Genomic DNA, 24,879 nt, shown 5'->3' on the forward strand with positions numbered 1-24,879 from the left:
ACCCGGCGGACCGGTCGAGCCCCGTCGCCCCTCAGCCGGCCTGCTTCACCCGCATGTACCACTCCACCAAGCGGCGGACCTGCCGCTCGGTGTAGCCGCGCGCGACCATGCGCTCGACGAACTCACCGTGCTTCTTCTCGGTCTCGCCGTCCTTCTTCGAGCCGAAGGAGATCACCGGCAGCAGCTCCTCCACCTGGGAGAACATCCGCCGCTCGATCACCTCGCGCAGCTTCTCGTAGGAGGTCCAGCTCGGGTTGCGGCCGCCGTGCTGCGCCCGGGAGCGCAGGGCGAACTTCACGACCTCGTTGCGGAAGTCCTTCGGGTTGGCGATCCCGGCGGGCTTCTCGATCTTGGTCAGCTCCTGGTTCAGGAGCTCGCGGTTCATCAGCTGGCCGGTCTCGGCGTCCTTGAAGTCCTGGTCCTCGATCCAGGCATCGGCGTAGTCGATGTACCGGTCGAACAGGTTCTGCCCGTAATCGTGGTACGATTCGAGGTAGGCCTTCTGGATCTCGTGGCCGATGAACTCCGCGTAGCGCGGGGCCAGCTCGGTCTTGATGAATTCCAGGTACTTCTTCTCGGTCTCGGGCGGGAGCTGCTCGCGGCGCAGCGACTGCTCCAGCACGTACATCAGGTGCACCGGGTCGGCCGAGACCTCGGTGGTGTCGTGGTTGAAGGTCGCGGCCAGCACCTTGAAGGCGAAGCGGGTCGAGATCCCGTCCATGCCCTCGTCGACGCCGGCCGTGTCCTTGTACTCCTGCATCGAGCGGGCGCGCGGGTCGACCTCGCGGAGCGACTCGCCGTCATAGACCCGCATCTTCGAGAAGACGTTGGAATTGGCGTGCTCGCGCAGCCGCGACAGCACCGAGAACCGCGCCAGCATCTCCAGCGTGCCGGGCGCGCAGGCCGCGTCCGACAGCTCCGAGCCGGAGATCAGCTTCTCGTAGATCCGCTGCTCCTCGGTGACGCGCAGGCAGTACGGGACCTTGATCACGTAGATCCGGTCGATGAAGGCCTCGTTGTTCTTGTTGGTCTTGAAGGTCTGCCACTCGGCCTCGTTCGAGTGCGCCAGGATCACGCCGGTGAAGGGGATCGCGCCGATATTCTCGGTGCCGACGTAGTTGCCCTCCTGCGTCGCCGTGAGCAGCGGGTGCAGCATCTTGATCGGCGCCTTGAACATCTCGACGAACTCGAGGATGCCCTGGTTCGCCCGGTTCAGGCCGCCCGAGTACGAGTAGGCGTCGGGATCGGCCTGCGACAGGGTCTCGAGCCGCCGGATGTCGACCTTGCCGACGAGCGACGAGATGTCCTGGTTGTTCTCGTCGCCCGGCTCGGTCTTGGCGATGGCGATCTGGCGCAGGCGCGAGGGCCGGACCTTGATCACCTTGAAGCGCGAGATGTCGCCGTTGAACTCGTCGAGGCGCTTCAGTGCCCAGGGACTCATCAGGCCGGTCAGCCGCCGGCGCGGGATGCCGTAGCGGCGCTGGATCTCCTCGCCCATCGTCTCGGGGTCGAACAGGCCCAGCGGGCTCTCGAAGACCGGCGAGACCTCGTCCCCGGCTTTGAGTACGTAGACGGGGTGAACCTCCATCAAGAGCTTCAGCCGCTCGGCCAGCGACGACTTACCGCCGCCCACCGGACCGAGCAGGTAGAGGATCTGCTTGCGCTCCTCCAGCCCCTGCGCGGCGTGGCGGAAGAACGAGACGATCCGCTCGATCGTCTCCTCCATGCCGTAGAATTCGCGGAAGGCCGGGTAGGTCCGGATCGTCCGGTTCATGAAGATCCGGCCGAGGCGCGAATCCTTGGCGGTGTCCACGAATTCCGGTTCGCCGATCGCCGCGAGGATGCGCTCGGCGGCCGAGGCGTACATCAGGGGCTCGTCGCGACAGGCCTCGAGATACTCGGAGAGCGTCATCTCCGTGTCGCGGCGGGCCTCGTACCCTCGGGCGAAGCTCTGGAAAAGGTCGTTCGTCGCATGCATCGGCATTCGATAACCCTCTCAGACCGTGACAGCTTCATCCTGTCTCGGCTCGGATGCAACCGACAGGCCCGCTTTTGTCGCAGTGCGGCGAGCGTGGCGCCCGGCATGTCGATTGCATGCAACACTCCGCAGCGCTGAAGGCGGCACGGACGAGACTCCGTGCCGCCCCCGGACGGCTGCCGGGGCGGCAGAACTGCTCAGAGACCGGGGCGGCCGGAGCCTGCTCACAAATCCGTGCCCTCTTTCTTGCCGTCGTCTCCCGATTTGGTACCCGCGCCCCCGACCGTGATCTTGACGGTCTGCGTCTGGACTTGCCCGTCGGAACTCTTGACCTCGAACGTCACCTCGTCGGTGCCGGTGAAGCCGTTGTTGGGCTGGTAGAACAGCGCCTGGACGGCCGCCTCCTTGTTGGGACAGCGGTAGCTCGCCGGCGTCTTCAGCTTGCCGACCTTGGTGATCACCGACCCGTTCTTGGGCGGTCCCGAGACCTTGAACTCGGGCATCGGCCCAGGAGAACAATCCTTCTTGAGGTTCGGCGCGATCTCGATGCGGACCGTCTTGCCGGGCGCCACCGTCTTGGTTCGGCTGGTCGGCGCCTGGGCCAGGGCGGGCCCGGCCAGTGCCATGCTCCCTGCGAGCAGCGCGGCGAGCGGACGTAGGGCGATCATGGCAGCGTCTCTCCAAAGCCGACCCGGGGCCTCTCCCCGGACACGTGTCCGGATGCCCCGTTCATCGGTCCAGACCATGTGGGGACGCCCCGCACGGGCGTCGAGGGCCCGGGCGGCGGCTTAATTCTGGAGGGCCGCCGCGACGATCCCGGTGATGCGGGCGATCTGCGCGGCGTCGAACTCGCCGGCCAGCGCGGCGGCGAGCCGCCCCTCGACCCGCGCCCGCTCCCCGGCATCGGCCACCGGGACGGGGGGAATCTCGTCCTCGGCCAGGCGGCAGACCCGGCGGATCGTCTCGGCCGCCGCCAGGAGTTTCTCCCGGTCGGTGGGACCCATCTCCCAGAGCGGATTGCGCAGGCGGCTGATCACCCGCTTGGCGTCGCGGTACTCCCGGTCGACGCCGGTGGCCGCCTCGATCTGGCTGACCAGGAACATCAACTCCAGGACTTCGGACGCCGCCTCCGGGCAGGTGCGGACGATCCGCATGATGCGGGCCATCAGCTCCTGGCTGGGCGTCAGCTTGGATTTGGGCGCGGCCATGCGGGCGACAACGCGAGTTGTTGCCGGAAAGTTCGCCTGCCGCGTGTGGGGCCCGGGCCCGTCGAGTCCGGCGGGGCCCTCAGGCCTCCGCGTCGGGCAGCTCGCGCAGCTCGTCGAGCAGGGCGCGGCAGGCCCGCAGCTCGTCCAGGGCCTCGGCCAGGGCCGCCCGGTCCGAGGCCTCGAGCGTCCCGGCCCGCGTTCCGGCCCGGCTCGCGGCCTCGGCCTCGACCTCCTGAAGCAGGGGCTCGGCCGCCACGGCCTCGCCGCGACCGACGGCCTGCACGAAGCGGACGCCGTTCTCCTTGAGGACCCGCTGCGCCCCCGCGATGGTGTAGCGCTGCACGTGCAGGAGGTGGCGGATGCCGGCGACGAGCTCGATGTCCTGGGGCCGGTAATAGCGCCGCCCGCCCGCCCGCTTCACGGGTCGGATCTGGCCGAAGCGGGTCTCCCAGAACCGCAGCACGTGCTGGGGCACGTCGAGTTCCTCGGCCACCTCGCTGATCGTCCGGAACGCGTGGGCGCTCTTCTCGCCGCTCCCGGTCGGCGGGTCGTCGGTGGATGCGGCGGCGAGGGCTGGCGGCATGGGCAACTTACGGAGCGGGGCGAAGCAGCGCGATCTTGCCGGCTCGCAGGGCCGCACTCAAGCCTGGAGTCCGGCCGATCCGGCCGCGCTCCCGGACGGTGACGCCCGCGCGGTCAATCGTCGTCGTGCTCACCCGCGCCGTTCAGGCCGTTGATCTTGGCCTTGAGCACGTTGGAGGGCTTGAACACCATCACCTGCCGCGGCTCGATCGCGACCTCGACCCCGGTCTTGGGATTCCGACCGACGCGCTTGCCCTTGCTGCGCACCACGAAGGAGCCGAACGAGGACAGCTTCACCGTCTCGCCGCTCGCGAGGCAGCTGCAGATCTCGGACAGCACGGTCTCGACGAGGGCGGCCGACTCGGTCCGCGACAGGCCCACCTGATGGTAGACGGCCTCGCTCAAGTCGGCGCGCGTCACCGTCTTGCCTGCCATGCCGTGCCCCCTCGCCCGCATCCCTCGCCCCATGACGCACGACGCGGCACCCTTGGCCGCGCCGAACGCTGAAGGCGTATCCCTATGATCCGGCACGCTAATCGGCGCTCCGCCCCCGGTCAACCGCGCCGGGGCAGCGAATCGTTTCGCGCGCGCCGCCGGAGGCCTCACCAGCGGATCAGCGCCGCGCCCCAGCTGAACCCGCCGCCGATCGCCTCGATCATCACGAGGTCGCCCGCCCGGATGCGGCCGTCCCGCCGCGCCACGTCGAGGGCCAGGGGGATCGAGGCCGCCGAGGTGTTGCCGTGGCGATCCACCGTCAGGACGATCTTGTCCCGGGCGACCCCGAGCTTGTCGGCCGAGGCCTCGATGATCCGGCGATTGGCCTGATGCGGCACGAACCAATCGAGTTCCTCCGCGGTGATGCCCGCCTGCGCGAAGGCCTCGACGATCACGTCGGTGACCTGCCCGACGGCGAAGCGGAACACGTCGCGGCCCTCCATGCGCAGGTGGCCGGTGGTGCCGGTGGAGCCCGGGCCGCCGTCGACGTAGAGCTTCTCCCGGTGGCGGCCGTCCGACCGCAGGCTCGCGCTGAGGACGCCGCGGTCCCCGGCCCCCTCCTGCGCCTCCAGCACGACGGCGCCGGCGCCGTCGCCGAACAGCACGCAGGTCGTGCGGTCCTCCCAGTCGACGATCCGCGAGAAGGTCTCGGCGCCGATCACGAGGGCCCGCCGGGCGGCCCCCGTGGTCAGGAACTTGTCGGCGGTCGAGACCGCGAAGACGAAGCCGGCGCAGACCGCCTGCAGGTCGAAGGCCGCGCCCTGATGGATGCCCAGCGCCGCCTGGATCTGGGTCGCGGTCGCCGGGAAGGTGTGATCCGGCGTCGAGGTGGCGCAGATCACGAGGTCGATGTCGTCCGCGGTCAGCCCGGCATCGTCCAGGGCGGCCCTGGCCGCGCGCGTGCCGAGGACCGAGGTGGTCTCGTCGGGACCCGCGAGGTGGCGCTGGCGGATGCCGGTGCGCTGGACGATCCACTCGTCGGAGGTGTCCACCCGCTCGGCCAGGTCGGCGTTCGTCACCACCCGCGCGGGCAGGCTCGATCCGGTCCCGACCACCACCGAGCGCAGAGGGGGGACGCGCCGGTGCTGCCCGGGGTCAGTGCGGAGGGTTGCCATCATTGTCCTTCCCGGACGACACCAGCTTCACAATCTTCGGTTGTGAAGCTGGTGTCGTCCGTTTTCCATCCCGTCCGTCGACGGAGGCCCGGGCCGGCGTCAGGCCGGCGCCAGCGCCGCCGTCTGGTCGAGCATCTCGCGGATCGTGCGGATCATGTCGTGCCGCGCCATGTCGTGCGCCAGATCGATCGCCGCGGCGAAGCCCTGCGCGTTCTCCGAGCCGTGGCTCTTGATCACGATGCCCTCGAGGCCGAGGAACACCCCGCCATTGGCCCGGCTCGGGTTCATCTTGTCCTTGAGGGCCTTGAAGGCCTGCCGGGCGAACAGCGCCCCGATCTTGGCCGACAGCGTCCGGGTCATGGCGGCGCGGAGATACGTGCCGATCTGCTTGGCGGTGCCCTCGGCGGTCTTGAGGGCGATGTTGCCGGTGAATCCCTCGGTCACCACCACGTCGACCGTGCCGCGGCCGAGGTCGGTGCCCTCGACGAAGCCGTGATAGGTGAGGCCGGGGCTCTCCATCTCGCGCAGGATCCGGGCGGCCTCCTTGACCGCCTCGTTGCCCTTCATCTCCTCGGTGCCGACGTTGAGCAGGCCGACGGTGGGGCGGTCGAGGTCGAACACGATGCGCGCCATGGCCGAGCCCATCACGGCCATCTCGACGAGGTGCTCGGCATCCGTGCCGATGGTGGCGCCGACGTCGAGCACGACGCTCTCGCCGCGCACGGTCGGCCACAGGCAGGCGATGGCGGGCCGCTCGATGCCCGACATGGTCTTCAGGCAGATCTTCGACATCGCCATCAGCGCGCCGGTGTTGCCGGCCGACACGCAGGCGTCGGCCTGTCCGTCGCGGACCGCCTGGATCGCCTGCCACATGGACGACTTGCCCCGGCCCTGGCGCACCGCCTGGCTCGGCTTGTCGTCCATGGCCACGGCCACGCTGGTGTGGCGGATCTCGACGCAGTCCTTGAGCCGGGCCTCCTTGGCGACCAGGGGCGCGATCACCGCCTCGTCGCCGAACATCAGGAAGGTGGTGCCGGGATGGCGCTCCCGGGCCAGCGCCGCGCCGGGCACGACCGTGGTGGGCCCGTGGTCGCCACCCATGGCGTCGAGCGAGATGCACACGCGTTGGGACATGTCGGTAGCGGGTCGCGGGTCTCGGCGGGAAAGGGGTTCGGACGGCGGCGGGACGGGGCCCGCCGGGCGCGGCGGACCATAGCGATACCGGCCCGGCGGGCAAATGAAATCGGCCGGCGGGCGGTTCCGGCCGGACGCGACGGCCTCAGCCGTCGCGGTCGCGGAGCTTGCGCAGGCCGTCCAGGGGCCCCGCCTCGTCGCCCGCCACGACCGGCTCGAAGGCGATGCCGGGCTTGCGCGGGTACGGGTCGAGGCCCAGCGCCAGGAACTCGGCGGTGAGCGCGCCGAAATCGATGCGGCCGCCCACCAGGGGGTCGGGGATGTCGGCGTCCTCGGCGTCGGTGCCGGCGAGCCGGTCCGTGTCGGTGAACACCACCTCGACGGGTTCCCGGACCGGCGCCTCGAAGGGTTCGAGGCTGACGGTGCAGACCTGGGTCACCAGGGCCTCCACGGCTCCGGTCACGGTGAGGCGGCTGGTCGCCCCCTCGATGGCGAAGCGCCCGACGAGGTCGCGGATCCCGGGGATCCCGAAATCGGCGGCGAGCGCCGCGCACTCGGCCGGGGTCGCCTCCACGGTGACGGCGCCGCGTCCCTGGGGCAGGCGCTCGACATTGACCCAGCGCGCGAGCGGGAAAGCGTCCTGTCTGGCATCGCGGCTGCTGGCATCGCGGCTCATGCGCGTCCTCCGTGATCAGGGCCGGCCGGTGCCGGCGCGAAGCCCGCGGGCTCCGGGAAGGGCGGCCCGGCCCCGAGGAGGCCGTCGAGATCAGCCCCGGCCAGCGCCGCGTCGGCCGCCCGCACGTAGGCGGTGAGGCCGCGCCCGTCACCCTCGCCGCCGAGCACGTTGCGGACGAGGGCCGCCTCCAGGGCCGCGGCGTCGCCGGCCTCCAGGGCGGCGTCGTAGCCCTCGGCCCGGCCGTAGAAGGCGGCGCCGAGCTTCTTCATCCGCTTGGACACGCCCATGTCGCCGACGCCCAGCTCGCGCAGCGAGGCGTCGAGCTGGGTGAAGACGGAGTTCACCAGATCCTGCGCCACCTCGGCGGCCGGGGGCGGCAGCCGGTTCAGCCGGCGCAGGACCAGGATGGCGTGCAGGCACAGGGACTCGAACCGGCCCTCCACGGTGTCGGGCACGCCGAGATCCGTGTAGAGGCCCGGCCGGCGCGCGGCCTGGCTCAGGGCGACGTGCAGCCCCTCGACGGCGCGGCGGCGCGCGCCCGCGCGGCGGAACAACCCGGCGATCATCGGTGCGGAACCCCGGCCCTCTGTGGCCAAGCTTGCCTTGTCAAAGCCATAACCCCGCGGTACGGCAACCCACGCCCAGGGCGCAAGCGCCGTCGGAGCCCCGTGCCGGCGGCGACGGTCGCGCCCCGTCCGTCAACACGCTCTCTGGGGGCCCGATGCGGCGCCGTTTCGTCCAGTCCTTCGCGCGCCTCGCCCTGCTCGGCCTCGCGGCAGGCGGCCTGTCCGGCTGCATCGGCGAGGAGCTGCGCCACGGCTACCAGGTCGATCAGGCGGCGCTCGCCACGATCAAGCCCGGCATGGGCCCGGAGCAGGTGCTGCAGATCCTCGGCACGCCCTCGACCGTGTCGACGGTCGGCAACAAGTCCTGGTACTACATCTCGCAGAACACCCGCCGAACGATCATGTTCCTGGGCGAGCAGGTCGAGGACCAGAAGGTCACGGCCGTGTACTTCACCCCCGCCTTCAAGGTCGAGCGCGTGGCGCTCTACGGCCTGCAGGACGGCCGGATCTTCGACTTCATCGAGCGCACGACGCCGACGAGCGGCGCCGACCGCGCCTTCCTCAGCCAGCTGTTCCGCGGCCTGACCCGCTACGAGCCGTTCGGCAGCGGCAGCGGCACCAGCATCGTGCCGGGCGCCAATCGCGGCATGTGACCGGCCCCGCCCGCCGCGAGGCGGGCGATCTCTCCCGGCTCCGAGAACAGGTGCTCGGGGCCGAGGGACGCGAGGGCCCGCGGGTCGGTGTAGCCCCAGGCCACGGCCCCGAACGGGCAGCCGAGAGCGCGCGCCGCCTCGAGGTCGCGGATCTCGTCGCCGATGCAGAGGGCCCGGTGCGGCGGCACGCCGGTCCGCGCGAGCAGCGCCCACAGCCGGCGCGCCTTCCCGAAGATCGACGCCCCGCAGGCGTAGGTGCCGATGCGGGCGGCACTGTCCGGCCCGAGCACCCGCCGCACCGTGTCGGCGCGATTCGACGACAGGATCGCCAGCGGCACGCCCGCCTCCGCGACCGCGTCCAGCATCGCCGGGACGCCGGGAAACAGGGCGATCTGCCCGGCGTCGCGCGCGGCCAGCGCGTGCATGTGGCGGGCGATGAGCGGCAGCTTCCAGCGCGGGATGCCGAGATGGGCGACGATCGCCCGGGCGCCCTGGAGCCGGAGCTCCTCCACCTCGTGGGCCTCGACCCGCCGGAACCGGTAGCGGTCGGCGACGCCGTTCAGCACCGAGCAGAACCACGCGAAGCTGTCGGCCAGCGTGCCGTCGAAGTCGAGGACGATGAGACCCGGCCCGGGCGCGGCCGGCCTCCGGGCCGGCATCCGGGTCATGTCAGGTCCGCAGGTTCTCGAGCGGGACGCTGAGCCGCATCAGGAGACCGCCCGGCGCCCAATCGTGCTCCAGCACCCCGTCGAGCTGGCCGGCGACGCTGCGCTCCGCCAGCACCGTGCCGAACCCCTTCCGGGACGGCGCGCCGGCGACCTGCGGGCCGCCCTCCTCGCGCCAGGTCAGCGTGTAGCGGCCCGCCTCACGGATCCCGCTGAGCGAGACGGCGCCCTCCCGGGTCGAGAGACCGCCGTACTTGACCGCGTTGGTGGCCTGCTCGTGCATGATCAGCGCGAGGGCCGTGGCGGTGCGCTCGCCGATCTCGGCATCGTCCCCGGAGATCACCACGCGCGCCCGCCCGCTCTCCTCGTAGGCGGCCATGATCAGGCGCATCAGCCCGAGCACCGTCTGGCCGGCGACCGGCGGGGCGCTGTCGGGGGAATGCGGGCGCACGTACTCGTGGGCCCGGGCCAGGGCGCCGAGCCGCTCGCGGAACGCGGCCACGAACGGCTTGGCCGCGGGGTCGGTCCGAGCGGTCAGGGCGGCGAGGCCGCCGACCACCGCGAAGATGTTCTTGATCCGGTGCGACAGCTCGCGGATCAGCAGGTCGCGGGCCTCCTCGGCGCGCTTGGCCTCGCGCAGGTCGCGGGTGACGGTGGCGTAGCCGATCTCCGCCCCGGTCGGGTCGCGCACCGGGAAGATGTTGTAGAGCACCGCCAGCGGCTCGCCGGTGACGAAGTGCCGGAAGGCGAGCTCGCCCTCCCAGAACCCGTCCCGGCGCACCGCCGGCATGACGGTCTCGGCCAGGATCCGGCGGCTGTCGTCGGTGAAGAAGTCGGGCACCGTCTTGGCGCGGGCGGCCGCGAGGTCGGGCAGACCGACCAGGGCCAGGGCCGCCTCGTTGAGGTGGGTGATCGCGCCCTCGAGGGTGCAGAGCCCGATGAAGTCCTTGGAGGTCTCGACGATCGCCGCGAGCTTGCGGGCCTCGGCCTCGGCGCGCTTCAGGTCGTCGATGTCGGTGCAGGTCCCGAACCAGCGCTCGATCCGCCCCTCGGCGTCCCGGATCGGCATGGCGCGCCCCAGGGTCCAGCGGTAGTCGCCGCTGTTGTGGCGCAGGCGGTACTCGATCTCGTAGGGCTCGCCAGTGGCCAGCGAGTGGCGCCAGCGCGCCCAGGCCCGGTCCTGGTCCTCGGGATGGAACATCCCGTTCCAGGCCTCGCCGTCGGTGGAGCCGTGGGGGACGCCGGTGAACTCGTACCAGCGGTCGTTGTAGTAGTCGTGGAACCCGTCCGGCCGCGTGGTCCAGACCATCTGGGGCATCGCCGAGGTCATCACGCGGAAGCGGCGCTCGCTGGCGGCGATCTCCGCCTCGCGGGCGGCGACCTGCGCCAGCGTCCGGCGGTGCTCCAGCAGGCTGGAGATCTGGCGCGCCAGTGCCAGCAGGGTCGCGGTCTGCTCCGAATCGAGGCCGCCCGGCCGCGGGGCCCGGTCCAGCACGCACAGCGCGCCGAGGGGGATGCCGTGGCCGCCGCGGATCACCGCGCCCGCGTAGAAGCGGTAGGCCGGCGCCCCGGTGACGAGGGGGTTCTCGGTGGTCCGCGGGTCGGCGGTCAGGTCCGGGATGATGAGAAGGTCACCGGCCTCGATCGTGTGGGCGCAGACCGAGCAGTTGATCGGCAGCTCGCGCTTGCCGAGGCCAAACTCCGACTTGAACCATTGGCGCTCGGCGTCGACGAGGCTGACGAGCGCGACCGGGGCCCGGCAGACATAGGCGGCGACCCGCACGAGATCGTCGTAGAGCGGCTCCGGCTCGGAATCGAGGATCGCGAGGTCGCGCAACTCCGCGATCCGGGCCGCGGCGCTCCAGCGCCCGTCGGTCGGTCCGGCTTCCGCGAGCGCGTGAGGTGCAGGCACATCCATGGTCCTGCCATCACATAGGTGCGCGACGGTCCGCTGCCAAGGAACCGCCGCGCTTTCCTGCCGCACCCCTGCCGCACCCGCGCGGATGCGGCAGGGGTCCCGAAGACGGCGCGTCAGGCGGCGCGTGACTCGGTCAGCGTCGGATAGTCGACGTAGCCCTCGGGCCCCTGGCTGTACCACGTCGCGGCGTCGTCCTTGTTGAGCGGCGCGCCCTTGGCGATGCGCTCGACGAGGTCCGGATTGGCGATGAAGGTCCGGCCGAACGCGATGGCGTCGGCCTCGCCGGCATCCAGGGCCTTCTGGCCGCTGATCCCGTCATAGTCGGCGTTCAGGATCATCGGGTTGCGGAACACGCGCCGCATCGCCGGGGCGATCGGCGGGTGGTCGGCCTTGCCGAAGGTGCCGTTCGGTCCCGGCTCGCGCATCTCCAGGAAGGCGATCCCGGCATCGGCGAGCGCCTGGGCGGCGGCGACGAACAGCGGCTCCGGGTTCGAGTCGTTGCAGCCCTGGATCGCGCCGTTCGGCGAGAGGCGCACGCCCGTGCGCTCCGGCCCGGCGACCTTCGCCACCGCCTCGGTGACCTCGCGCAGGAGTCGCACGCGGTTCTCGATGGAGCCGCCGTACTGGTCGGTGCGGTGGTTGGTGCCGTCGCGGAGGAACTCGTCGATCAGGTAGCCGTTCGCGGCGTGGATCTGCACCCCGTCGAACCCGGCCGCCAGGGCGTTGGCGGTGGCCCGCTCGTAATCGGCGAGCAGGCGCGGGATCTCGGACACCTCCAAGGCGCGGGCCTCGCTGTAGGGCTTCTTGCCGGAATAGGTGTGGGCCTGGTCGGGGGCCGTCGTGGGCGAGGACGAGACCGGCTTGGCGCCGCCGAGGAAGTCCGAATGGACCATCCGCCCCATGTGCCAGATCTGGCAGACGATCTTGCCGCCCCGGTCGTGAACGGCCTTCACGATCGGCCGCCACGCGTCGACCTGGGCGTCGGACCAGATGCCCGGCGCGTAGGGCCAGCCGAGGCCCTCCTGGCTGATGCCGGTGGCCTCGGTGAGGATCAGGCCGGCACCGGCGCGCTGCGCGTAGTACTCGGCCATGATCGGGGTCGGAACGTGCTCGCGGGTGCCGCGGCCGCGGGTCAGCGGAGCCATGAAGATCCGGTTCTTCGCCTCGATGGCGCCGATGCGGATCGGGTCGAGCAGGGACGGCATGGGTTACCTCGTGCTGGCGCGGCGGGGGCCGCGTCCGGGTTTAATCCGGCGCCGAGGTGGCGCTGCGGCGCCGCGATGCCAAGGTGTTGCGCCGCAGGACTGACCGTCGCGTGCGGGTACGCACACGGCGAGACGGGAAGGGCCGGGCTCTGCGAAGAGCCCGGCCCCGTCGACGCGCCCCAGCCCCGCGGAACTCAGCTATGCGCCAGCACGGCGAGCAGCAGGAGGGCGATGATGTTGGTGATCTTGATCGCCGGGTTCACCGCCGGACCGGCGGTGTCCTTGTAGGGGTCGCCGACCGTGTCGCCGGTCACCGCCGCCTTGTGGGCCTCGGACCCCTTGCCGCCGTGGTGGCCGTCCTCGATGTACTTCTTGGCGTTGTCCCAGGCGCCGCCGCCCGAGGTCATCGAGATCGCCACGTAGAGCCCGGTGAGGATCACGCCGAGCAGGCTCGCGCCCACGGTCGCGAAGGCCTGGCTCTTCCCGGCGATGAACTGGATCACGAAGAACAGCACCACCGGCGACAGGACCGGCAGCAGCGAGGGGACGATCATCTCCTTGATCGCCGCGCGGGTCAGCATGTCCACTGCCCGCCCGTAATCCGGCCGGTCGGTCCCCTGCATGATCCCGGGCTTGGCCCGGAACTGGCGCCGGACCTCCTCGACCACCGCGCCCGCCGCGCGCCCGACCGCCGTCATGGCGATGCCGGCGAACAGGAACGGGATCAGGCCGCCGAGCAGCAGCCCGACCACCACGTACGGGTTGGAGAGCGAGAAATCGACGCTGACCCCCTGGAAGAAGCGGTACTGCGTCGGGCTCGCATGGGCGATGAAGTAGTTCAGGTCCGACGTGTAGGCGGCGAACAGCACCAGCGCGCCGAGGCCCGCCGAGCCGATCGCGTAGCCCTTGGTCACCGCCTTGGTGGTGTTGCCGACCGCGTCGAGGGCGTCAGTCGACTTGCGCACCTCGGCGGGCAGGCCCGCCATCTCGGCGATGCCGCCGGCATTGTCGGTGACGGGTCCGAACGCGTCGAGGGCGACGATGAAGCCGGCCAGCGCCAGCATGGCGGTGACCGCGATGGCGATGCCGAACAGGCCGGCGAGCGCGTAGGTGCTGATGATGCCGGCCACGATCACGATGGCCGGGAGCGCGGTCGATTCGAGCGAGATCGCCAGCCCCTGGATCACGTTGGTGCCGTGCCCGGTCACCGAGGCGTCGGCGATCGACTTCACCGGGCGGAAGTTGGTGCCCGTGTAGTACTCGGTGATCACCACGATCAGCGCCGTGATGGCGAGCCCGATCACCGCGCAGCCGAACAGGGCGCCCGACGTGAAGGTCAGGCCGGTGGAGGTGGTGAAGCTCGTCGAGAAGCCGCCGAACAGGGTCATGTTGACCGCCGCGATCGCCGCGATGGAGAGCACGCCGGCGGCGATCAGCCCCTTGTAGAGGGCGCCCATGATCGACTGGTTGGCGCCGAGTCGCACCGCGTAGGTGCCGGCGATGGAGGTGAGGATGCAGGCCGAGCCGATGGCGAGCGGGTACAGCATCATCGGCTCGAGGACGTTTCGGTCACTGCCGCCCGCGCCCGAGAAGAAGATCGCGGCCAGCACCATCGTGGCGACGACCGTCACCGCGTAGGTCTCGAACAGGTCGGCCGCCATGCCGGCGCAGTCGCCGACATTGTCACCGACGTTGTCGGCGATGGTGGCGGGGTTGCGCGGATCGTCCTCCGGGATGCCGGCCTCGACCTTGCCGACGAGGTCGCCGCCGACATCGGCCCCCTTGGTGAAGATGCCGCCGCCGAGGCGGGCGAAGATCGAGATCAGCGAGGCGCCGAAGCCCAGCGCCACGAGGGCGTCGATCACCTCGCGGCTCGACGGCTCGAGATGGGCCGCGCGGGTGAGGAACAGGTAGTAGAGGGCGACGCCGAGGAGCGCGAGGCCCGCGACCAGCATGCCGGTCACCGCCCCCGACTTGAAGGCGACGTCGAGGCCGCCGCCCAGCGAGGTCGAGGCGGCCTGGGCGGTGCGGACATTGGCCCGCACCGAGACGTTCATGCCGATGAAGCCGGCCGCGCCCGACAGCACGGCGCCGATCAGGAAGCCGACCGCGACCTTGATCCCGAGGAAGACGGCGAGGAGGACGAACAGGACGACGCCGACGAGGCCGATCGTCGTGTACTGCCGGCGGAGATAGGCCTGCGCGCCCTCGGCGATGGCGGCGGCGATCTCCTGCATGCGCTGCGTGCCGGCGTCGCGCCGCATCACGTCGAGGATCGTGACGATGCCGTAGGCGACGGCGCAGAGCCCGCCCGCGATGATCAGGACCAAGGGAATCATTCGACCGTCCTTGTTATTATCGTGCCTGGCGTGGGCTTGTGATTGTCGAGCTTGGCCGCCGGACGACGGCCATGGGACGCGGTGCTCGGATCCGGGGCTTTCCTTCCCAGAACAATGCCTTGATTGCCAAACTTCGCCGGTGAGCGCAAACGCCGCGTGGGCGGACGGCGCCGGGATCGAGTCCCGTGGCGCGGCGCGCCGACGCGTCCCGGACTCGAAAAACTGCATTATGATGCAAATGCCGTTCCCGGCCGGCCGCCGCCGGCCCGCTCTCGCGGGCACCGCGCGACGGGTCAGAGCCGTTCCCGATCGATCCGGGACGGCGGCGATGCCCGGGCCCGTGCCGAACGAGGCGCGGGTGCCGGGACCGGGTTCGCTGTCCTTTCCGGCCGTTGCAGCAGGATCGGGAACGGTCCCCGCGGCCGTTAACCCTGCCTTAACCAACCGATATTCTATTTTTGGTTGTATTCTGACGGGGGTTCGCCATGAGCAGCGACCAGGCCGCCAAGCTGGCGGCGACGATCGAGGTGTTGAGCGGCGCGGTCGGGTTCCTGATCGCCGAACGGGTCGCGGCGCAGCCGCTCGCGATCCAGGACGACCTGCTGTCCGTGCTGCAGCGCGCCCTGTCCCGGGCGCCCGGCGCGGGCGAGGACCCGGTCGGCCGCTGGATCCCGGTGGTCGCCGCCGAGATGATCGGGGAGGTCCGGGGCCAGATCGGCCACCCGGCCGGGGCCGCCGCCGGCCCGATGACCGCCCGACCGGACGCGATCCGGGCGTCAGAAGTGGCTGAAGGCCCCGGCCGCGAACACGCGCTCGGCGCCATCGCGCATTTCGAAGCGCGGCGGGCCGTCGCCTGAGGTGACGGTGCCGATGGCGGCGACGGCGATCCCGGCGGCCGCGGCCTCGGCCCGGAGATCCTCCAGGCGCTCCGGCGCGACGGTGCAGAGGATCTCGTAATCGTCGCCGCCGGTCAGGACCGCCTCGATCAGGGCGGGCTCCGCCGCGCAGGCGCTCTGGGCGGCCCCCGAGAGCGGCACGTCGGCCACCGCCACCCGGGCGGTGCGGCCCGCCCCCAGCATCTTGGCGAGATCCCCCGCGAGGCCGTCGGAGACGTCCATGGCGGCGGTGGCGTGGCGGCGGACCGCCGGCGCGGCGGCGAGCCGCGGGCGCGGGTGCAGGTAGCGGTCGGCGAGTTCGGCCCGCTGCGCCGGGTCGAGGCCTGACGCCCAGGGGGCGTCGGGCTCCAGGCGCATCCGCAGGCCGAGGGCGGCGTCGCCGATCGTGCCGGTGACGCAGATCCGGTCGCCGGCCCGCGCGGTGGTGCGCCGCACGATGGTGCCGGTCGGCACCTCGCCGAACGCGCTCACCGAGATCAGCGCCGGCCCACCGGAGCGCACCGTGTCGCCGCCCAGCAGCGGGCAGCCGGCCGCCGCGGCCGCCGCGCCGAGCCCCTGCGCGAAGCCGTCGAGCCAGGCCTCCGTCCAGTCGTCGGGGAGCGCCAGGGTCAGCAGGAAGCCGCGCGGGACCGCGCCCTTGGCGGCGATGTCGGAGAGGTTCACGCCGAGGGCCTTGCGGGCGATCGAGGCCGGCGGATCCTCCGCGAAGTAGTGGATCCCCGCCACCACGGCGTCGACGGTGAGGACGAGGTCGTGGCCCGGCGCGGGCGTCAGCGCGGCGGCGTCGTCCCGGAGCCCGTCGGCGCCCGGCCCGGCGAGCGGGGCGAAGTAGCGGGCGATCAGCCCCTCCTCGGAGGCGCGGGCCGGCCCGGCCAAGGCTTCAGGCCTTCCCGGCCGACGGTTTCCCAGCCGCAGCTTTGCCGGGGAGCGGCTTGGACGAGCCCGGCTTGCCGGAGGCCTTCGGGGCCCCGACCTCGCCCGGCCGGACCTCGCGGGCGACCCGGTCGAGGACGGCGTTGACGAGGCCCGGCTCATCGGCCGTGTAGAAGCTGTGGGCCACGTCGACGTATTCCGAGATCGCCGCGGCCGCCGGCACGTCGCGGCGGAACATCAGCTCGTAGGCGCCCGCCCGCAGGATCGCCCGGAGCACGATCTCGATGCGCCGCAGCGGCCAGCCCTGGGCGAGGGCCTGGTCGAGCTTCGGGTCGATGGCGCGCTGCTCCTCGACCGTGCCGCGCAGCAGGTCGCGGAAGAAGGCGGTCTCGGCCGGGGGATGGGCGATCCCGTCGACCTCCTGGCCGATCCAGAAGGCCTCGAACTCGGCGAGGGCGTCGAGCACGCCCTTGCCGGAGATGTCCATCTCGTAGAGCGCCTGCACGACGGCGAGGCGCGCGCCGCTGCGCGGGCTGATCTTGGCGGGAGCGCCGGCAGTGTCGGTGCCGGTCTCCGGATGGGTGTCGGGGGTCCCGGTCATGGGTGTATCCGTCATCGCGGGCGCGCGCCGTCGGCCATACGCTTCAGGGCGAGCACGCCGAGCGCCGCCTCGGCGGCACCGCCGCCCTTGTTCATCTCGGCGACCCGGGCGCGGGCGAGGGCCTGCGCCTCGGTCTCGACCGTGAGGATGCCGTTGCCCAGAGGCACCCGGCGCTGCACCGACAGGTCCATGAGCGCCCGGGCGCTCTCGCCGGCGACGATGTCGTAGTGGCCGGTCTCGCCGCGGATGACGCAGCCCAGCGCCACCACGGCGTCGTAGGCCCCCGTGTCGAGCAGGATCGCCGCGGCGGCGGGGATCTCCAGGGCTCCCGGCACGGTCACCACGGTGGCCCGGGCGTCGGCGGCCTCGATCGCCGCCAGGGCGCCGGCGAGGAGTTCGTCGGCGATCGCGTCGTAGTAGCGCGCCTCGACCACGAGGATCCGGGCGCCGGCGAGCGCCGGGTCGGTGGGCTTGGGCGCCGAATCGGCGCGGGTATGGGCGACCATGGCTCTCGTCCGGCCGGGTTTTCGGGAATGGGCGGGCGGCACGTCGGGCACCCGCACGGGGGAGGACGGTTAGACCGAAGCGGCCGGCGCCACAAGCGGCGCGGGACCAGGCCCCGGCCCCCGCACCACGGCCGCGGCGCGCCCTACCCCACCAGTGGCGGCAGCGGCGGGGCCGCGGGGCCGCCCTCCGGCGGGGCCGTGCGGGCGACGTTCATCGTCATGGCGAGCAGCGCGTAGTAGCCGTTGATGCCGGTCAGATCGATCGCCCCCTGCTCGCCGAAGCGCGCGACCAGGGCCGCGTAGGTCGCGTCGCTCACCGCGCGGTTGCGCGTCAGCTCGGTCGAGAACGCGTAGGCCAGGGCCTCGTCGGCGCTCATCGTGTCGGGGCGGCGCCCCTCGGCCAGCGCCTGCGCGGTCTCGGGGGCGACCCCGGCCTTCAGGGCGATCGGGTGGTGGATCGCCCACTCGACCGGCTGGCTCCACTCCCGCGCGACCACCAGGATCGCGAACTCGCTGATGCGCAGCGGCAGGACGCTGCCGTAGCGCAGGTACTGGCCCATCCGGCTCGCGCAGAGCATCAGCTCGGGGCTGCGCAGGAGCGGCACGAACGGTCCGAAGACCGGGACGCCGCGCTCGGCCCGGAACGCGGCCGCCGCTTCGGCCTGCGCCGGGGACAGGCTGCCGTCCGGGATCTCCGGCATGCGCTCCGCGCTGGTCTGACCGGTGGTCATGCGTTTCCCCTCCGTGCTCCGGCACCGACGCGCGGCCCGCTCTGGATTTCCGGTCTCCGTGCGCCTAGACCATTGGGGCTCACCGGCACGCACCGCGCCCGACCGGGCCGCGATCCCTGAACGCCAGCGAGGCTTACGGCTTTGGCCCTCCCCGTCAACGAACGCCGGCGCATCATGCTGCTCACGGGCGCGAGCCGGGGCATCGGCCACGCCACCGTCAAGCGCTTCTCGGCCGCGGGCTGGCGGGTGATCACCTGCTCGCGCCACGCCTTCCCGGAGAACTGCCCCTGGGAGATGGGGCCCGAGGACCACCTGCAGGTCGACCTCGCCGACGCGCAGGACACGGTCCGCGCCGTCGAGGAGGTGCGGGGCCGGCTCGCCGCCGAGGGCGGGGTGCTGCACGCGCTGGTCAACAATGCCGGCATCTCGCCGAAGGGGCCGGAGGGCGAGCGCCTCGGCGCGCTGGCCACCGAGTTCGACACGTGGCAGCGGGTGTTCCAGGTCAACCTCTTCGCCACGATCCTGCTGGCCCGGGGCCTGCGCGAGGAACTGGCCCGGGCGAAGGGCTCGGTCGTCAACGTGACGTCGATCGCCGGCTCGCGCGTCCACCCCTTCGCGGGGGCAGCCTACGGCACCTCCAAGGCGGCTTTGGCGGGCCTGACCCGCGAGATGGCCGCCGATTTCGGGCCGCTCGGCGTGCGGGTGAACGCGATCTCGCCGGGCGAGATCGACACGTCGATCCTGTCGCCCGGCACCGAGAAGCTCGTCGAGCAGATCCCGCAGCGCCGGCTCGGCACGCCGGACGAGGTCGCCAAGGCGATCTACTTCCTGTGCACCGAGGCCTCGTCCTACGTGAACGGGGCCGAACTCCACATCAACGGCGGCCAGCACGTTTGACCAGATCGGACGCTTCCTCGGGCGCGGCGTCCGCGCGCCGGAACCCGGCGGCGCGCCGCGGGCGGCGCGCGCTCGCCCTCAGCCTGCTCGCGTGCGTCGCGCCGGTCGCGGTCGCCCGGGCCGAGCCCGGGATCCGGATCCTCGACCTGCCCTTCAAGGTGCGGGCGCTGCGCGGCTCGCGCAGCGAGGCCGCGGTCTCGGTCGCGACCTCCGGGCTGCTGCCGATCACCGGCGGCAAGTCCGGCGCGCAGACCGGCGCGCAGACCGGCGCCCAGCAGGCCGGCGACGAGGAGAGCGCGCCGATCGCCGTGGTCTGGGGCGACGACGGCGGCGCCGTGCTCGCCCTGGCGGAGGGCACCGTCACCGTGCGGCCGATCGGCAGGGATGCAGTCGAGGGATTGACCGCCGCCGAGACGCCGCGCGGGGCCCTGCCGGGCTCGCGCCGCGCCCTCTCGGGCCCCCTGAGCGCCTACCTCACCGGGCGCACCCGCGCCCCCGACGGCGGCGCGGCCGCCGCGGTCCTGACGATCCGCGAGCGCCAGCCGATGGCGGTGAGCACCGATCCGAAGCCCGTTCCCGTGGCGACCGCGACGGTGCCGGCGGGGGGCGAGGCCGTGTTCGCGCCCCTGCGGCCGCGCCTGCTGCGCCTCGGAGGCCGCCCGGCGCTGCTGGCGGCGACGCTGTCCGGCGCGGATACCGGCGGCCTCGCGCTGATCGACCGGCCCGCCGGCGATCCGGGCGCGGCCTGGGCCGTCGCTGCCCGCACGCCCGCCCAGCCGGGACCGCCGCTGAAGATCGCCGGCATCGCGGACTTCTCCGGGTCCGGCGCCCCCCAGGCCGCGACGGTCAGCGCCAGGGGCAGGCTCCAGCTCTGGACGCTGCGCCCCGACGCGATCGAGCCCGCCGGCGAGGCCGCGGGCTACGCGGCCGGCGACGGCGATTCGGATCTCGCCGTGACCGATCCGGCCGGCGGCAGCCCCGAGCTCGTCCTGCCGGTGGCGGGCCGGCCGGAGATCGCCTTCGTGGCGGCCAGGGGCGGCCTGCACGAGCGGGCGCGCGTGCCCCTGCCCGCCCCCGCCGAGACCGGCATCGTCGTCCTCGGCGCGGGCGCGACGGCGCGGCTGCTCGTCGGCCTCGCCGACGGCCGGGTGGCCGTCGTGGCAACCGACGGGGGCAAGCCGTGACCGCGGGCGCACCGGATCCCGACAGCCGCCTGTTCCCGGCCCGGCCCTTCGTGGGCGCGTCGATCGCGGTGATCCGCGGCGACCGGGTCCTGCTGGCGGCGCGGGCCAACGAGCCGATGCGCGGCGTCTGGACCCTGCCGGGCGGCCTCGTGGAGGCGGGCGAATCCCTGGCCGAGGCGGCCCTGCGGGAGCTGTCCGAGGAGGTCGGCCTGCCGGCGGAGGTGGTCGGCGTGCTCTCGCCCACCGAGATCATCGTCCGGGACGAGGCCGGCCGGGCCCGGCATCACTACGTCGTCCACCCGCACGCCGCCCTGTGGCGCGGCGGCGAGCCCGTGGCCGGGCCCGAGGCCCTGGGCACCCGGTGGGCGACGCTCGCGGAGGTGGCGACCCTCCCGACCACGCCCGGCCTGGCCGACACCCTGCGCGAGGCCTTCGCGCGGGTGGCGGCCCGGGGCGAAGACGGGAGCGCGGGGATGCGGGGCGGGGAGGCGACGGCGTGAGGCGCCCCGCGACCCTCCTGTGCCTGCTGGCGCTCCCGTACTTGCTGGCGCTCCTGGCCGGTCCGGTCGCCGCGCCGGCCCAGGCGCAGCAGCGCTCCGGCCGGAGCGGCGCGCCCGCCAGGGAGGCCGCGAAGGAGGCGCCCAAGGACGCGTCCAAGGACGCGACCGCCCCCGCGGACGTGCCGGCGCCCTACGACCGCGACCTGCTGCGCATGTCCGAGATCATCGGTGCCCTGGCGTTCCTGCGGAACCTCTGCGCGGCCCCGGACGCGGCCGACTGGCCGGCCCGCATGAAGGCGCTGATCGACTCCGAGGGCGTGACCCCGGCCCGCCGCGACCGGCTGGCCGGTGCCTACAACCGGGGCTACCGCGGCTACGCGCTGACCTACCGGGTTTGCACGCCCGCGGCCCACGAGGCGGCCGCCCGGTACGTCGCCGAGGGCGACCGGCTGTCGCACGCCCTGGCCGGGCGTTTCGGGGGGTGATGCAGGCGCAACACACGGGGCGCCGATGCCGGCGAAACACCGGATTTGAGCGTCCGTGTTAACCGATCCGAAATTCTCGGCTGGCCGAGCCGCCGGGACCTGCTTATCATCCATTGTGTCCGCCGGGCCCCGTGTCCGGCGCAATGGAAGTATCGGGCCATGCAGCACAGCTCTCACACCGCCCCCATCGAGGTCGATGTCGAGGAGAAACGCGTCGCGCTGAGTTACGTCTCGGAAGCGTTCGCGGAAGGCTGCCTCGATGGACTCGACGGTGACTGCATGGCTCAAGCCGCCCTGTTCGCGGCCTTTCAGGAACTGGTGACGACGTACGGCGAGGAGGCCACGGCCCGCTACGCGGAGGGCTTCCCCGAGCGCATCCGCGGGGGGGCCTTCACCACGACGCTCCAGCATTGAGCCGCATCGCGCGCGTGAGCGCGGACGGTTGAGGCGCGGGCGGTCAGCGACTACGTCCCGGATCCGCGGTCCGGCCTGCCGGACCGCCCGCTCCCCGAGGAATCGCCGCCCATGCCCGTCGCCCTGCTGCCGGATCGCGCCCTGGTCACCGTCACCGGGCCGGACGCCACGACGCTGCTCCAGGGCGTCCTGACCTGCAACGTCGAGACGCTCCGGCCCGGTGAGGCGCGCCTCGGCGCCCTGCTGACGCCGCAGGGCAAGATCCTGTTCGATTTCCTGATCTCGCGGATCCCGGACGGCTTCCGGTTCGACGTGCTGGCCGACAGGGCCGCGGACCTCGCCAAGCGCCTGACGCTCTACCGCCTGCGCGCGCAGGCGACCATCGCGGCCGACCCGACCGTCGCGGTCGCGGCGGCCTGGGCCGGCGCCACCCCGCCCGCCGCGGAGGCCGTGGCCGATACCCGCGCCGTCGATCTCGGCGCCCGCCTCTACGCCGCCGCGGGCGCCTTCTCGGCGGACGCCGCCGAGGCCGACTACCACGCGCACCGGATCGCCCTCGGCGTGCCCGAGGGCGGGCGCGACTTCGCCTTCGGCGACGCCTTCCCGCACGAGGCGCTGATGGATCAGCTCGGCGGCGTCGACTTCCGCAAGGGCTGCTATGTCGGCCAGGAGGTGGTCTCGCGGATGCAGCACCGGGGCACGGCCCGGACCCGCATCCTGGCCGCAGCCTACCCGGACGCGGCGCCCGCGCCCGGCACCGAGATCACGGCGGGCGGCAAGGTGCTCGGCACCGCGGGCAGCGCGGCCGGGAACCGCGGCCTCGCCACGATCCGCCTCGACCGCCTGGGCGACGCGCTGGCCGCCGGCGAGACCCCGCGCGCGGGCGACCGCCCCGTGACGCTGGAGCGCCCGGCCTGCGCGACCTTCGCCATGCCGGACGCGGCGACGAGCGCGGCCGAGTAGGACCGCGAGGCGGCGCACGGGCTCGGAGCGGGGGCAGCGGCTCGTCCCGGCGCGCCGAAGCGGCCGCGGAAGCCGGTGCCCGCCCCGGCGGTGGCGTTCCGCTCCTGTTCTCGTTACCGTCGCCGCATGTCCGAGACCAGCCTCATCGATCATCCCGACGGCTGCCCGCGCTGCTGGTGGGCCGGCCTCGACCCGCTCTACGTCGCCTATCACGACACCGAGTGGGGCGTGCCCGAGCATGACGGCCGCGCCCTCTACGAGAAGCTGATCCTCGACGGCTTCCAGGCCGGCCTGTCGTGGATCACCATCCTGCGCCGCCGGGACGGGTTCCGCGACGCCTTCGCCGGGTTCGATCCGGAGCGGATCGCCCGCTTCACCGAGGCGGACGTCGCGCGGCTGATGGCCGACACCCGCATCATCCGCAACCGCGCCAAGATCCAGGGCACCGTCGCGGGCGCCCGGGCCTGGCTGCGGATCGAGGAGCGCGGCCCCGGCTTCGCGCGCTTCCTGTGGGACTTCGTCGACGGCCGGCCGGTCCAGGGCACCGCCCGGACCCGCGCGGAGATCGCCACCGAGACGCCGGTCTCCCGGGCGATCGGGAAGGCCCTGAAGGCGGAGGGCTTCTCCTTCTGCGGGCCGACGATCGTGCACGCCTTCATGCAGGCGGTGGGCATGGTCAACGACCACCTCGTCGGCTGCCACCGGCACGGGCCCTGCGCCGAACTGGGCCGGATCCGGTGAGCGCGCCGCCGCGCGCGTGGCAGCGCATGCTCTCCGGCCGGCGCCTCGACCTCCTCGACCCGGCGCCCGGGGACATCGAGATCGCCGACATCGCCCACGGCCTCGCCCGGGTCGCGCGCTGGAACGGCCAGACCCGCGGGCCGCACGTCTTCTCGGTGGCCCAGCACAGCCTGCTGGTCGAGGCCGTGGGCCGCCACCTCGATCCCGGCTGCACCGACCGGGACGGGCTCGAGCTGCTCCTGCACGACGCGCCGGAATACGTGGTCGGCGACATCATCTCGCCGCTCAAGGCCGCCATCGGCGACGCCTATCGCGGCGTCGAGCTGCGCCTGCTCGACGCGGTGCGCCGCCGCTTCGGCCTCGCCGCCCCGTCGGCCGCGCTCGCCGGCCTCGTGAAGCGGGCCGACCGGATCGCCGCCCACGTCGAGGCGGTGCGCCTCGCGGGCTTCGCCCGCGAGGAGGCCGAGCGCTATTTCGGCCCCTCGGTCGCCCTGCCCGCCCCGGTGCCGGCCCTGGCCGAGCCGTGGCCGACCGCCGAGGCCGAGGCGCGGTTCCTCGCGCGCTTCACCGCCCTGTCTCCGCCCTGACGGATCTCCGCCCTCGATCCGTCACGATCGCAGGTCACTGGCGCCCCACCATGCCGACCCTCCACGTCTGTCCGCTCTCGCGCCTGCCCGAGACCGTCGCCGCCACCGGCGCGAGCCACGTGCTCACGCTGATCAATGTCGGCACGCCGCTGGAGCGGCCGGCCGTGATCGACGCCGAGAACCACGCCGTCATCGGGGTCAGCGACATCGCGGCGGCGCGCGACGGACACGTTTTGCCGGCTGAAGAACACGTGGCCCGGGTCCTCGACTTCGTCCGGACCTGGCCGCGGGAGAAGCCGCTGGTGATCCACTGCTACGCCGGGATCAGCCGCTCGACGGCGGCGGCCTACATCGCGGCCTGCGCGCTGGCGCCGGAGCGCGACGAGGCGGCGATCGCCGACGCCCTGCGGGCCGCCTCGCCCTCGGCCACGCCCAACCCCCTGTTCGTGGCGATCGCCGACCGGATGCTCGACCGCGACGGCCGCATGGTCGCGGCGATCGCGCGCATCGGTCGCGGCGCCGACGCCTTCGAGGGCACGCCGTTCACCCTCGCGCTGGCGTGAACCGTCGGACGCCAAGTGTGGCGCAAACGCCGCCGCCCGCGTCCAAAACGGTCAGGACCCGGCCGGCGGACGGTCCCCCTGGGTTGTGGGCATTGGGGATCGCGCCGTACAACCACCCCCAAAGGAAGTATCTGGGATGAGTGCGAGCAGACCCGAGGTGGCCCCCGCCGCCGGCGACCTGCCCTTCGAGAAGGCGCTGGAACAGCTCGAGGAAATCGTGCGCCGGCTCGAGCGCGGCGACGTGCCGCTCGACGAATCGGTCGCGATCTACGAGCGCGGCGAGGTGCTGAAGAAGCATTGCGAGGCGCTGCTGAAGCGGGCCGAGGCGCGGATCCAGCGGATCACGCTGGGCTCCGACGGGCGGCCCGAGGGCGTCGCCCCACTCGACATGTCCTGAGGCTCGG

General features: G+C 72.8%; 29 protein-coding genes. 12 read left to right on the forward strand and 17 right to left on the reverse strand.

The features are described from left to right. Positions 1-31: 31 nt before the first annotated feature. The 9 genes from BKE41_RS20880 to BKE41_RS20920 all read right to left on the reverse strand — a co-directional run bounded on the left by BKE41_RS20880 (position 32) and on the right by BKE41_RS20920 (position 7,754). The gene (locus tag BKE41_RS20880) at positions 32-1,984 is read right to left on the reverse strand and encodes a PrkA family serine protein kinase (RefSeq protein WP_012320894.1); all 1,953 of its coding nucleotides are present in this window, start codon (positions 1,982-1,984) and stop codon (positions 32-34) included. A gap of 218 nt (positions 1,985-2,202) precedes the next feature. Beyond that, the gene (locus tag BKE41_RS20885; protein ID WP_012320895.1) at positions 2,203-2,646 is read right to left on the reverse strand and encodes a hypothetical protein; all 444 of its coding nucleotides are present in this window, start codon (positions 2,644-2,646) and stop codon (positions 2,203-2,205) included. Between the two features lie 120 nt (positions 2,647-2,766). Further along, the gene (locus BKE41_RS20890) at positions 2,767-3,186 is read right to left on the reverse strand and encodes a hypothetical protein (RefSeq protein ID WP_012320896.1); all 420 of its coding nucleotides are present in this window, start codon (positions 3,184-3,186) and stop codon (positions 2,767-2,769) included. 79 nt (positions 3,187-3,265) lie between these two features. Continuing rightward, a complete protein-coding gene (locus BKE41_RS20895; protein WP_071000050.1) occupies positions 3,266-3,769 on the reverse strand; it encodes a MerR family transcriptional regulator in 504 nt (167 codons plus the stop codon). Positions 3,770-3,882: 113 nt separating this feature from the next. Then, positions 3,883-4,203: an integration host factor subunit alpha gene (locus BKE41_RS20900; protein ID WP_012320898.1), complete on the reverse strand. Its 321-nt coding sequence runs from the start codon at positions 4,201-4,203 to the stop codon at positions 3,883-3,885. Between the two features lie 167 nt (positions 4,204-4,370). Then, the gene (locus tag BKE41_RS20905; protein WP_012320899.1) at positions 4,371-5,378 is read right to left on the reverse strand and encodes a beta-ketoacyl-ACP synthase III; all 1,008 of its coding nucleotides are present in this window, start codon (positions 5,376-5,378) and stop codon (positions 4,371-4,373) included. A gap of 99 nt (positions 5,379-5,477) precedes the next feature. Beyond that, complete coding sequence (gene plsX, locus BKE41_RS20910) at positions 5,478-6,512, reverse strand: phosphate acyltransferase PlsX (protein WP_029359109.1); 1,035 nt, start codon at positions 6,510-6,512, stop codon at positions 5,478-5,480. A gap of 145 nt (positions 6,513-6,657) precedes the next feature. Beyond that, on the reverse strand, positions 6,658-7,188 hold the full coding sequence (locus tag BKE41_RS20915) for a DUF177 domain-containing protein (protein WP_029359110.1): 531 nt from the start codon (positions 7,186-7,188) through the stop codon (positions 6,658-6,660). After that, on the reverse strand, positions 7,185-7,754 hold the full coding sequence (locus tag BKE41_RS20920) for a ubiquinol-cytochrome C chaperone family protein (RefSeq protein WP_012320902.1): 570 nt from the start codon (positions 7,752-7,754) through the stop codon (positions 7,185-7,187). Before BKE41_RS20920 ends, BKE41_RS20915 begins: the two co-directional genes overlap by 4 nt. Before the next feature lie 155 nt (positions 7,755-7,909). Between BKE41_RS20920 and bamE the strand changes: the two genes are divergently transcribed. After that, positions 7,910-8,407, forward strand: a complete 498-nt coding sequence (gene bamE / locus BKE41_RS20925; protein ID WP_012320903.1) for an outer membrane protein assembly factor BamE — start codon at positions 7,910-7,912, stop codon at positions 8,405-8,407. On the opposite strand, the gene BKE41_RS20930 is transcribed toward bamE, so the two are convergent. The 4 genes from BKE41_RS20930 to BKE41_RS20945 form a co-directional block, all read right to left on the reverse strand. Then, on the reverse strand, positions 8,344-9,075 hold the full coding sequence (locus BKE41_RS20930) for an HAD hydrolase-like protein (RefSeq protein ID WP_071000051.1): 732 nt from the start codon (positions 9,073-9,075) through the stop codon (positions 8,344-8,346). The genes bamE and BKE41_RS20930 overlap by 64 nt on opposite strands. A gap of 1 nt (position 9,076) precedes the next feature. Then, positions 9,077-10,990: a PAS domain S-box protein gene (locus tag BKE41_RS20935; RefSeq protein WP_071000052.1), complete on the reverse strand. Its 1,914-nt coding sequence runs from the start codon at positions 10,988-10,990 to the stop codon at positions 9,077-9,079. 113 nt (positions 10,991-11,103) lie between these two features. Continuing rightward, positions 11,104-12,195, reverse strand: a complete 1,092-nt coding sequence (locus BKE41_RS20940) for an alkene reductase (protein ID WP_063111086.1) — start codon at positions 12,193-12,195, stop codon at positions 11,104-11,106. Between the two features lie 194 nt (positions 12,196-12,389). Further along, positions 12,390-14,534: a sodium-translocating pyrophosphatase gene (locus BKE41_RS20945; protein ID WP_012320907.1), complete on the reverse strand. Its 2,145-nt coding sequence runs from the start codon at positions 14,532-14,534 to the stop codon at positions 12,390-12,392. A 485-nt stretch (positions 14,535-15,019) separates the two neighbouring features. Here BKE41_RS20945 and BKE41_RS20950 point away from each other — a divergent pair, with 485 nt between their 5' ends. Then, positions 15,020-15,391: a hypothetical protein gene (locus BKE41_RS20950; protein ID WP_071000053.1), complete on the forward strand. Its 372-nt coding sequence runs from the start codon at positions 15,020-15,022 to the stop codon at positions 15,389-15,391. Here the strand turns inward: BKE41_RS20950 and thiL are convergent. From thiL to BKE41_RS32475, 4 genes are all read right to left on the reverse strand, one after another. Next, positions 15,311-16,306, reverse strand: coding sequence for a thiamine-phosphate kinase (gene thiL, locus BKE41_RS20955; RefSeq protein ID WP_063111085.1), 996 nt, complete (start codon positions 16,304-16,306; stop codon positions 15,311-15,313). The genes BKE41_RS20950 and thiL overlap by 81 nt on opposite strands. A gap of 4 nt (positions 16,307-16,310) precedes the next feature. Beyond that, positions 16,311-16,790 (reverse strand): transcription antitermination factor NusB, encoded by a 480-nt coding sequence (gene nusB, locus BKE41_RS20960; protein ID WP_234742125.1) that lies wholly within the window; start codon positions 16,788-16,790, stop codon positions 16,311-16,313. A gap of 125 nt (positions 16,791-16,915) precedes the next feature. Continuing rightward, positions 16,916-17,410, reverse strand: coding sequence for a 6,7-dimethyl-8-ribityllumazine synthase (gene ribH / locus BKE41_RS20965; RefSeq protein WP_012320911.1), 495 nt, complete (start codon positions 17,408-17,410; stop codon positions 16,916-16,918). Between the two features lie 143 nt (positions 17,411-17,553). Beyond that, positions 17,554-18,141, reverse strand: a complete 588-nt coding sequence (locus BKE41_RS32475) for a hypothetical protein (protein WP_012320912.1) — start codon at positions 18,139-18,141, stop codon at positions 17,554-17,556. Between the two features lie 174 nt (positions 18,142-18,315). Here BKE41_RS32475 and BKE41_RS20975 point away from each other — a divergent pair, with 174 nt between their 5' ends. The 10 genes from BKE41_RS20975 (at position 18,316) to BKE41_RS21020 (ending at position 24,872) form a co-directional block, all read left to right on the forward strand. Then, positions 18,316-19,038 (forward strand): SDR family oxidoreductase, encoded by a 723-nt coding sequence (locus BKE41_RS20975; RefSeq protein ID WP_041372745.1) that lies wholly within the window; start codon positions 18,316-18,318, stop codon positions 19,036-19,038. Then, positions 19,035-20,222 (forward strand): hypothetical protein, encoded by a 1,188-nt coding sequence (locus tag BKE41_RS20980; protein WP_083374390.1) that lies wholly within the window; start codon positions 19,035-19,037, stop codon positions 20,220-20,222. The genes BKE41_RS20975 and BKE41_RS20980 overlap by 4 nt, the downstream gene beginning before the upstream one ends. Next, positions 20,219-20,722 carry an NUDIX hydrolase gene (locus BKE41_RS20985; RefSeq protein ID WP_012320915.1) on the forward strand — a complete coding sequence of 168 codons (504 nt, stop codon included), beginning with the start codon at positions 20,219-20,221 and terminating at the stop codon, positions 20,720-20,722. Before BKE41_RS20980 ends, BKE41_RS20985 begins: the two co-directional genes overlap by 4 nt. Beyond that, positions 20,719-21,207: a TIGR02301 family protein gene (locus BKE41_RS20990; protein ID WP_012320916.1), complete on the forward strand. Its 489-nt coding sequence runs from the start codon at positions 20,719-20,721 to the stop codon at positions 21,205-21,207. Before BKE41_RS20985 ends, BKE41_RS20990 begins: the two co-directional genes overlap by 4 nt. A 159-nt stretch (positions 21,208-21,366) precedes the next feature. Continuing rightward, the gene (locus BKE41_RS20995) at positions 21,367-21,621 is read left to right on the forward strand and encodes a hypothetical protein (protein WP_012320917.1); all 255 of its coding nucleotides are present in this window, start codon (positions 21,367-21,369) and stop codon (positions 21,619-21,621) included. Positions 21,622-21,732: 111 nt separating this feature from the next. Then, positions 21,733-22,584, forward strand: a complete 852-nt coding sequence (locus BKE41_RS21000; protein WP_012320918.1) for a folate-binding protein YgfZ — start codon at positions 21,733-21,735, stop codon at positions 22,582-22,584. Between the two features lie 126 nt (positions 22,585-22,710). Then, complete coding sequence (locus tag BKE41_RS21005) at positions 22,711-23,325, forward strand: DNA-3-methyladenine glycosylase I (RefSeq protein ID WP_071000054.1); 615 nt, start codon at positions 22,711-22,713, stop codon at positions 23,323-23,325. 26 nt (positions 23,326-23,351) lie between these two features. Next, positions 23,352-23,912, forward strand: a complete 561-nt coding sequence (locus tag BKE41_RS21010) for a hydrolase (RefSeq protein WP_012320920.1) — start codon at positions 23,352-23,354, stop codon at positions 23,910-23,912. Between the two features lie 50 nt (positions 23,913-23,962). Beyond that, the gene (locus BKE41_RS21015; protein ID WP_043074346.1) at positions 23,963-24,475 is read left to right on the forward strand and encodes a protein-tyrosine phosphatase family protein; all 513 of its coding nucleotides are present in this window, start codon (positions 23,963-23,965) and stop codon (positions 24,473-24,475) included. Positions 24,476-24,611: 136 nt separating this feature from the next. Beyond that, the gene (locus BKE41_RS21020; RefSeq protein WP_012320922.1) at positions 24,612-24,872 is read left to right on the forward strand and encodes an exodeoxyribonuclease VII small subunit; all 261 of its coding nucleotides are present in this window, start codon (positions 24,612-24,614) and stop codon (positions 24,870-24,872) included. Positions 24,873-24,879 lie beyond the last annotated feature (7 nt).

Source organism: Methylobacterium sp. C1 (genome assembly GCF_001854385.1).
Taxonomy (GTDB): domain Bacteria; phylum Pseudomonadota; class Alphaproteobacteria; order Rhizobiales; family Beijerinckiaceae; genus Methylobacterium; species Methylobacterium radiotolerans.

What these genes read in the sequence shown, in the direction of transcription:
- BKE41_RS20900 (WP_012320898.1), bottom strand. Translation starts at nt 4,203, where the DNA reads ATGGCAGGCAAGACGGTGACGCGCGCCGACTTGAGCGAGGCCGTCTAC.
- bamE (WP_012320903.1), top strand. Translation starts at nt 7,910, where the DNA reads ATGCGGCGCCGTTTCGTCCAGTCCTTCGCGCGCCTCGCCCTGCTCGGC.
- BKE41_RS20905 (WP_012320899.1), bottom strand. Translation starts at nt 5,378, where the DNA reads ATGGCAACCCTCCGCACTGACCCCGGGCAGCACCGGCGCGTCCCCCCT.
- BKE41_RS20935 (WP_071000052.1), bottom strand. Translation starts at nt 10,990, where the DNA reads ATGGATGTGCCTGCACCTCACGCGCTCGCGGAAGCCGGACCGACCGAC.
- BKE41_RS21010 (WP_012320920.1), top strand. Translation starts at nt 23,352, where the DNA reads ATGCTCTCCGGCCGGCGCCTCGACCTCCTCGACCCGGCGCCCGGGGAC.
- BKE41_RS20880 (WP_012320894.1), bottom strand. Translation starts at nt 1,984, where the DNA reads ATGCCGATGCATGCGACGAACGACCTTTTCCAGAGCTTCGCCCGAGGG.
- BKE41_RS20895 (WP_071000050.1), bottom strand. Translation starts at nt 3,769, where the DNA reads ATGCCGCCAGCCCTCGCCGCCGCATCCACCGACGACCCGCCGACCGGG.
- BKE41_RS20915 (WP_029359110.1), bottom strand. Translation starts at nt 7,188, where the DNA reads ATGAGCCGCGATGCCAGCAGCCGCGATGCCAGACAGGACGCTTTCCCG.
- BKE41_RS21020 (WP_012320922.1), top strand. Translation starts at nt 24,612, where the DNA reads ATGAGTGCGAGCAGACCCGAGGTGGCCCCCGCCGCCGGCGACCTGCCC.
- BKE41_RS20920 (WP_012320902.1), bottom strand. Translation starts at nt 7,754, where the DNA reads ATGATCGCCGGGTTGTTCCGCCGCGCGGGCGCGCGCCGCCGCGCCGTC.
- BKE41_RS20930 (WP_071000051.1), bottom strand. Translation starts at nt 9,075, where the DNA reads ATGACCCGGATGCCGGCCCGGAGGCCGGCCGCGCCCGGGCCGGGTCTC.
- BKE41_RS20940 (WP_063111086.1), bottom strand. Translation starts at nt 12,195, where the DNA reads ATGCCGTCCCTGCTCGACCCGATCCGCATCGGCGCCATCGAGGCGAAG.
- BKE41_RS20890 (WP_012320896.1), bottom strand. Translation starts at nt 3,186, where the DNA reads ATGGCCGCGCCCAAATCCAAGCTGACGCCCAGCCAGGAGCTGATGGCC.
- BKE41_RS20945 (WP_012320907.1), bottom strand. Translation starts at nt 14,534, where the DNA reads ATGATTCCCTTGGTCCTGATCATCGCGGGCGGGCTCTGCGCCGTCGCC.
- nusB (WP_234742125.1), bottom strand. Translation starts at nt 16,790, where the DNA reads ATGGACATCTCCGGCAAGGGCGTGCTCGACGCCCTCGCCGAGTTCGAG.
- BKE41_RS20885 (WP_012320895.1), bottom strand. Translation starts at nt 2,646, where the DNA reads ATGATCGCCCTACGTCCGCTCGCCGCGCTGCTCGCAGGGAGCATGGCA.
- BKE41_RS20995 (WP_012320917.1), top strand. Translation starts at nt 21,367, where the DNA reads ATGCAGCACAGCTCTCACACCGCCCCCATCGAGGTCGATGTCGAGGAG.
- BKE41_RS20950 (WP_071000053.1), top strand. Translation starts at nt 15,020, where the DNA reads ATGAGCAGCGACCAGGCCGCCAAGCTGGCGGCGACGATCGAGGTGTTG.
- BKE41_RS21005 (WP_071000054.1), top strand. Translation starts at nt 22,711, where the DNA reads ATGTCCGAGACCAGCCTCATCGATCATCCCGACGGCTGCCCGCGCTGC.
- plsX (WP_029359109.1), bottom strand. Translation starts at nt 6,512, where the DNA reads ATGTCCCAACGCGTGTGCATCTCGCTCGACGCCATGGGTGGCGACCAC.
- BKE41_RS21015 (WP_043074346.1), top strand. Translation starts at nt 23,963, where the DNA reads ATGCCGACCCTCCACGTCTGTCCGCTCTCGCGCCTGCCCGAGACCGTC.
- BKE41_RS32475 (WP_012320912.1), bottom strand. Translation starts at nt 18,141, where the DNA reads ATGACCACCGGTCAGACCAGCGCGGAGCGCATGCCGGAGATCCCGGAC.
- ribH (WP_012320911.1), bottom strand. Translation starts at nt 17,410, where the DNA reads ATGGTCGCCCATACCCGCGCCGATTCGGCGCCCAAGCCCACCGACCCG.
- BKE41_RS21000 (WP_012320918.1), top strand. Translation starts at nt 21,733, where the DNA reads ATGCCCGTCGCCCTGCTGCCGGATCGCGCCCTGGTCACCGTCACCGGG.
- BKE41_RS20975 (WP_041372745.1), top strand. Translation starts at nt 18,316, where the DNA reads ATGCTGCTCACGGGCGCGAGCCGGGGCATCGGCCACGCCACCGTCAAG.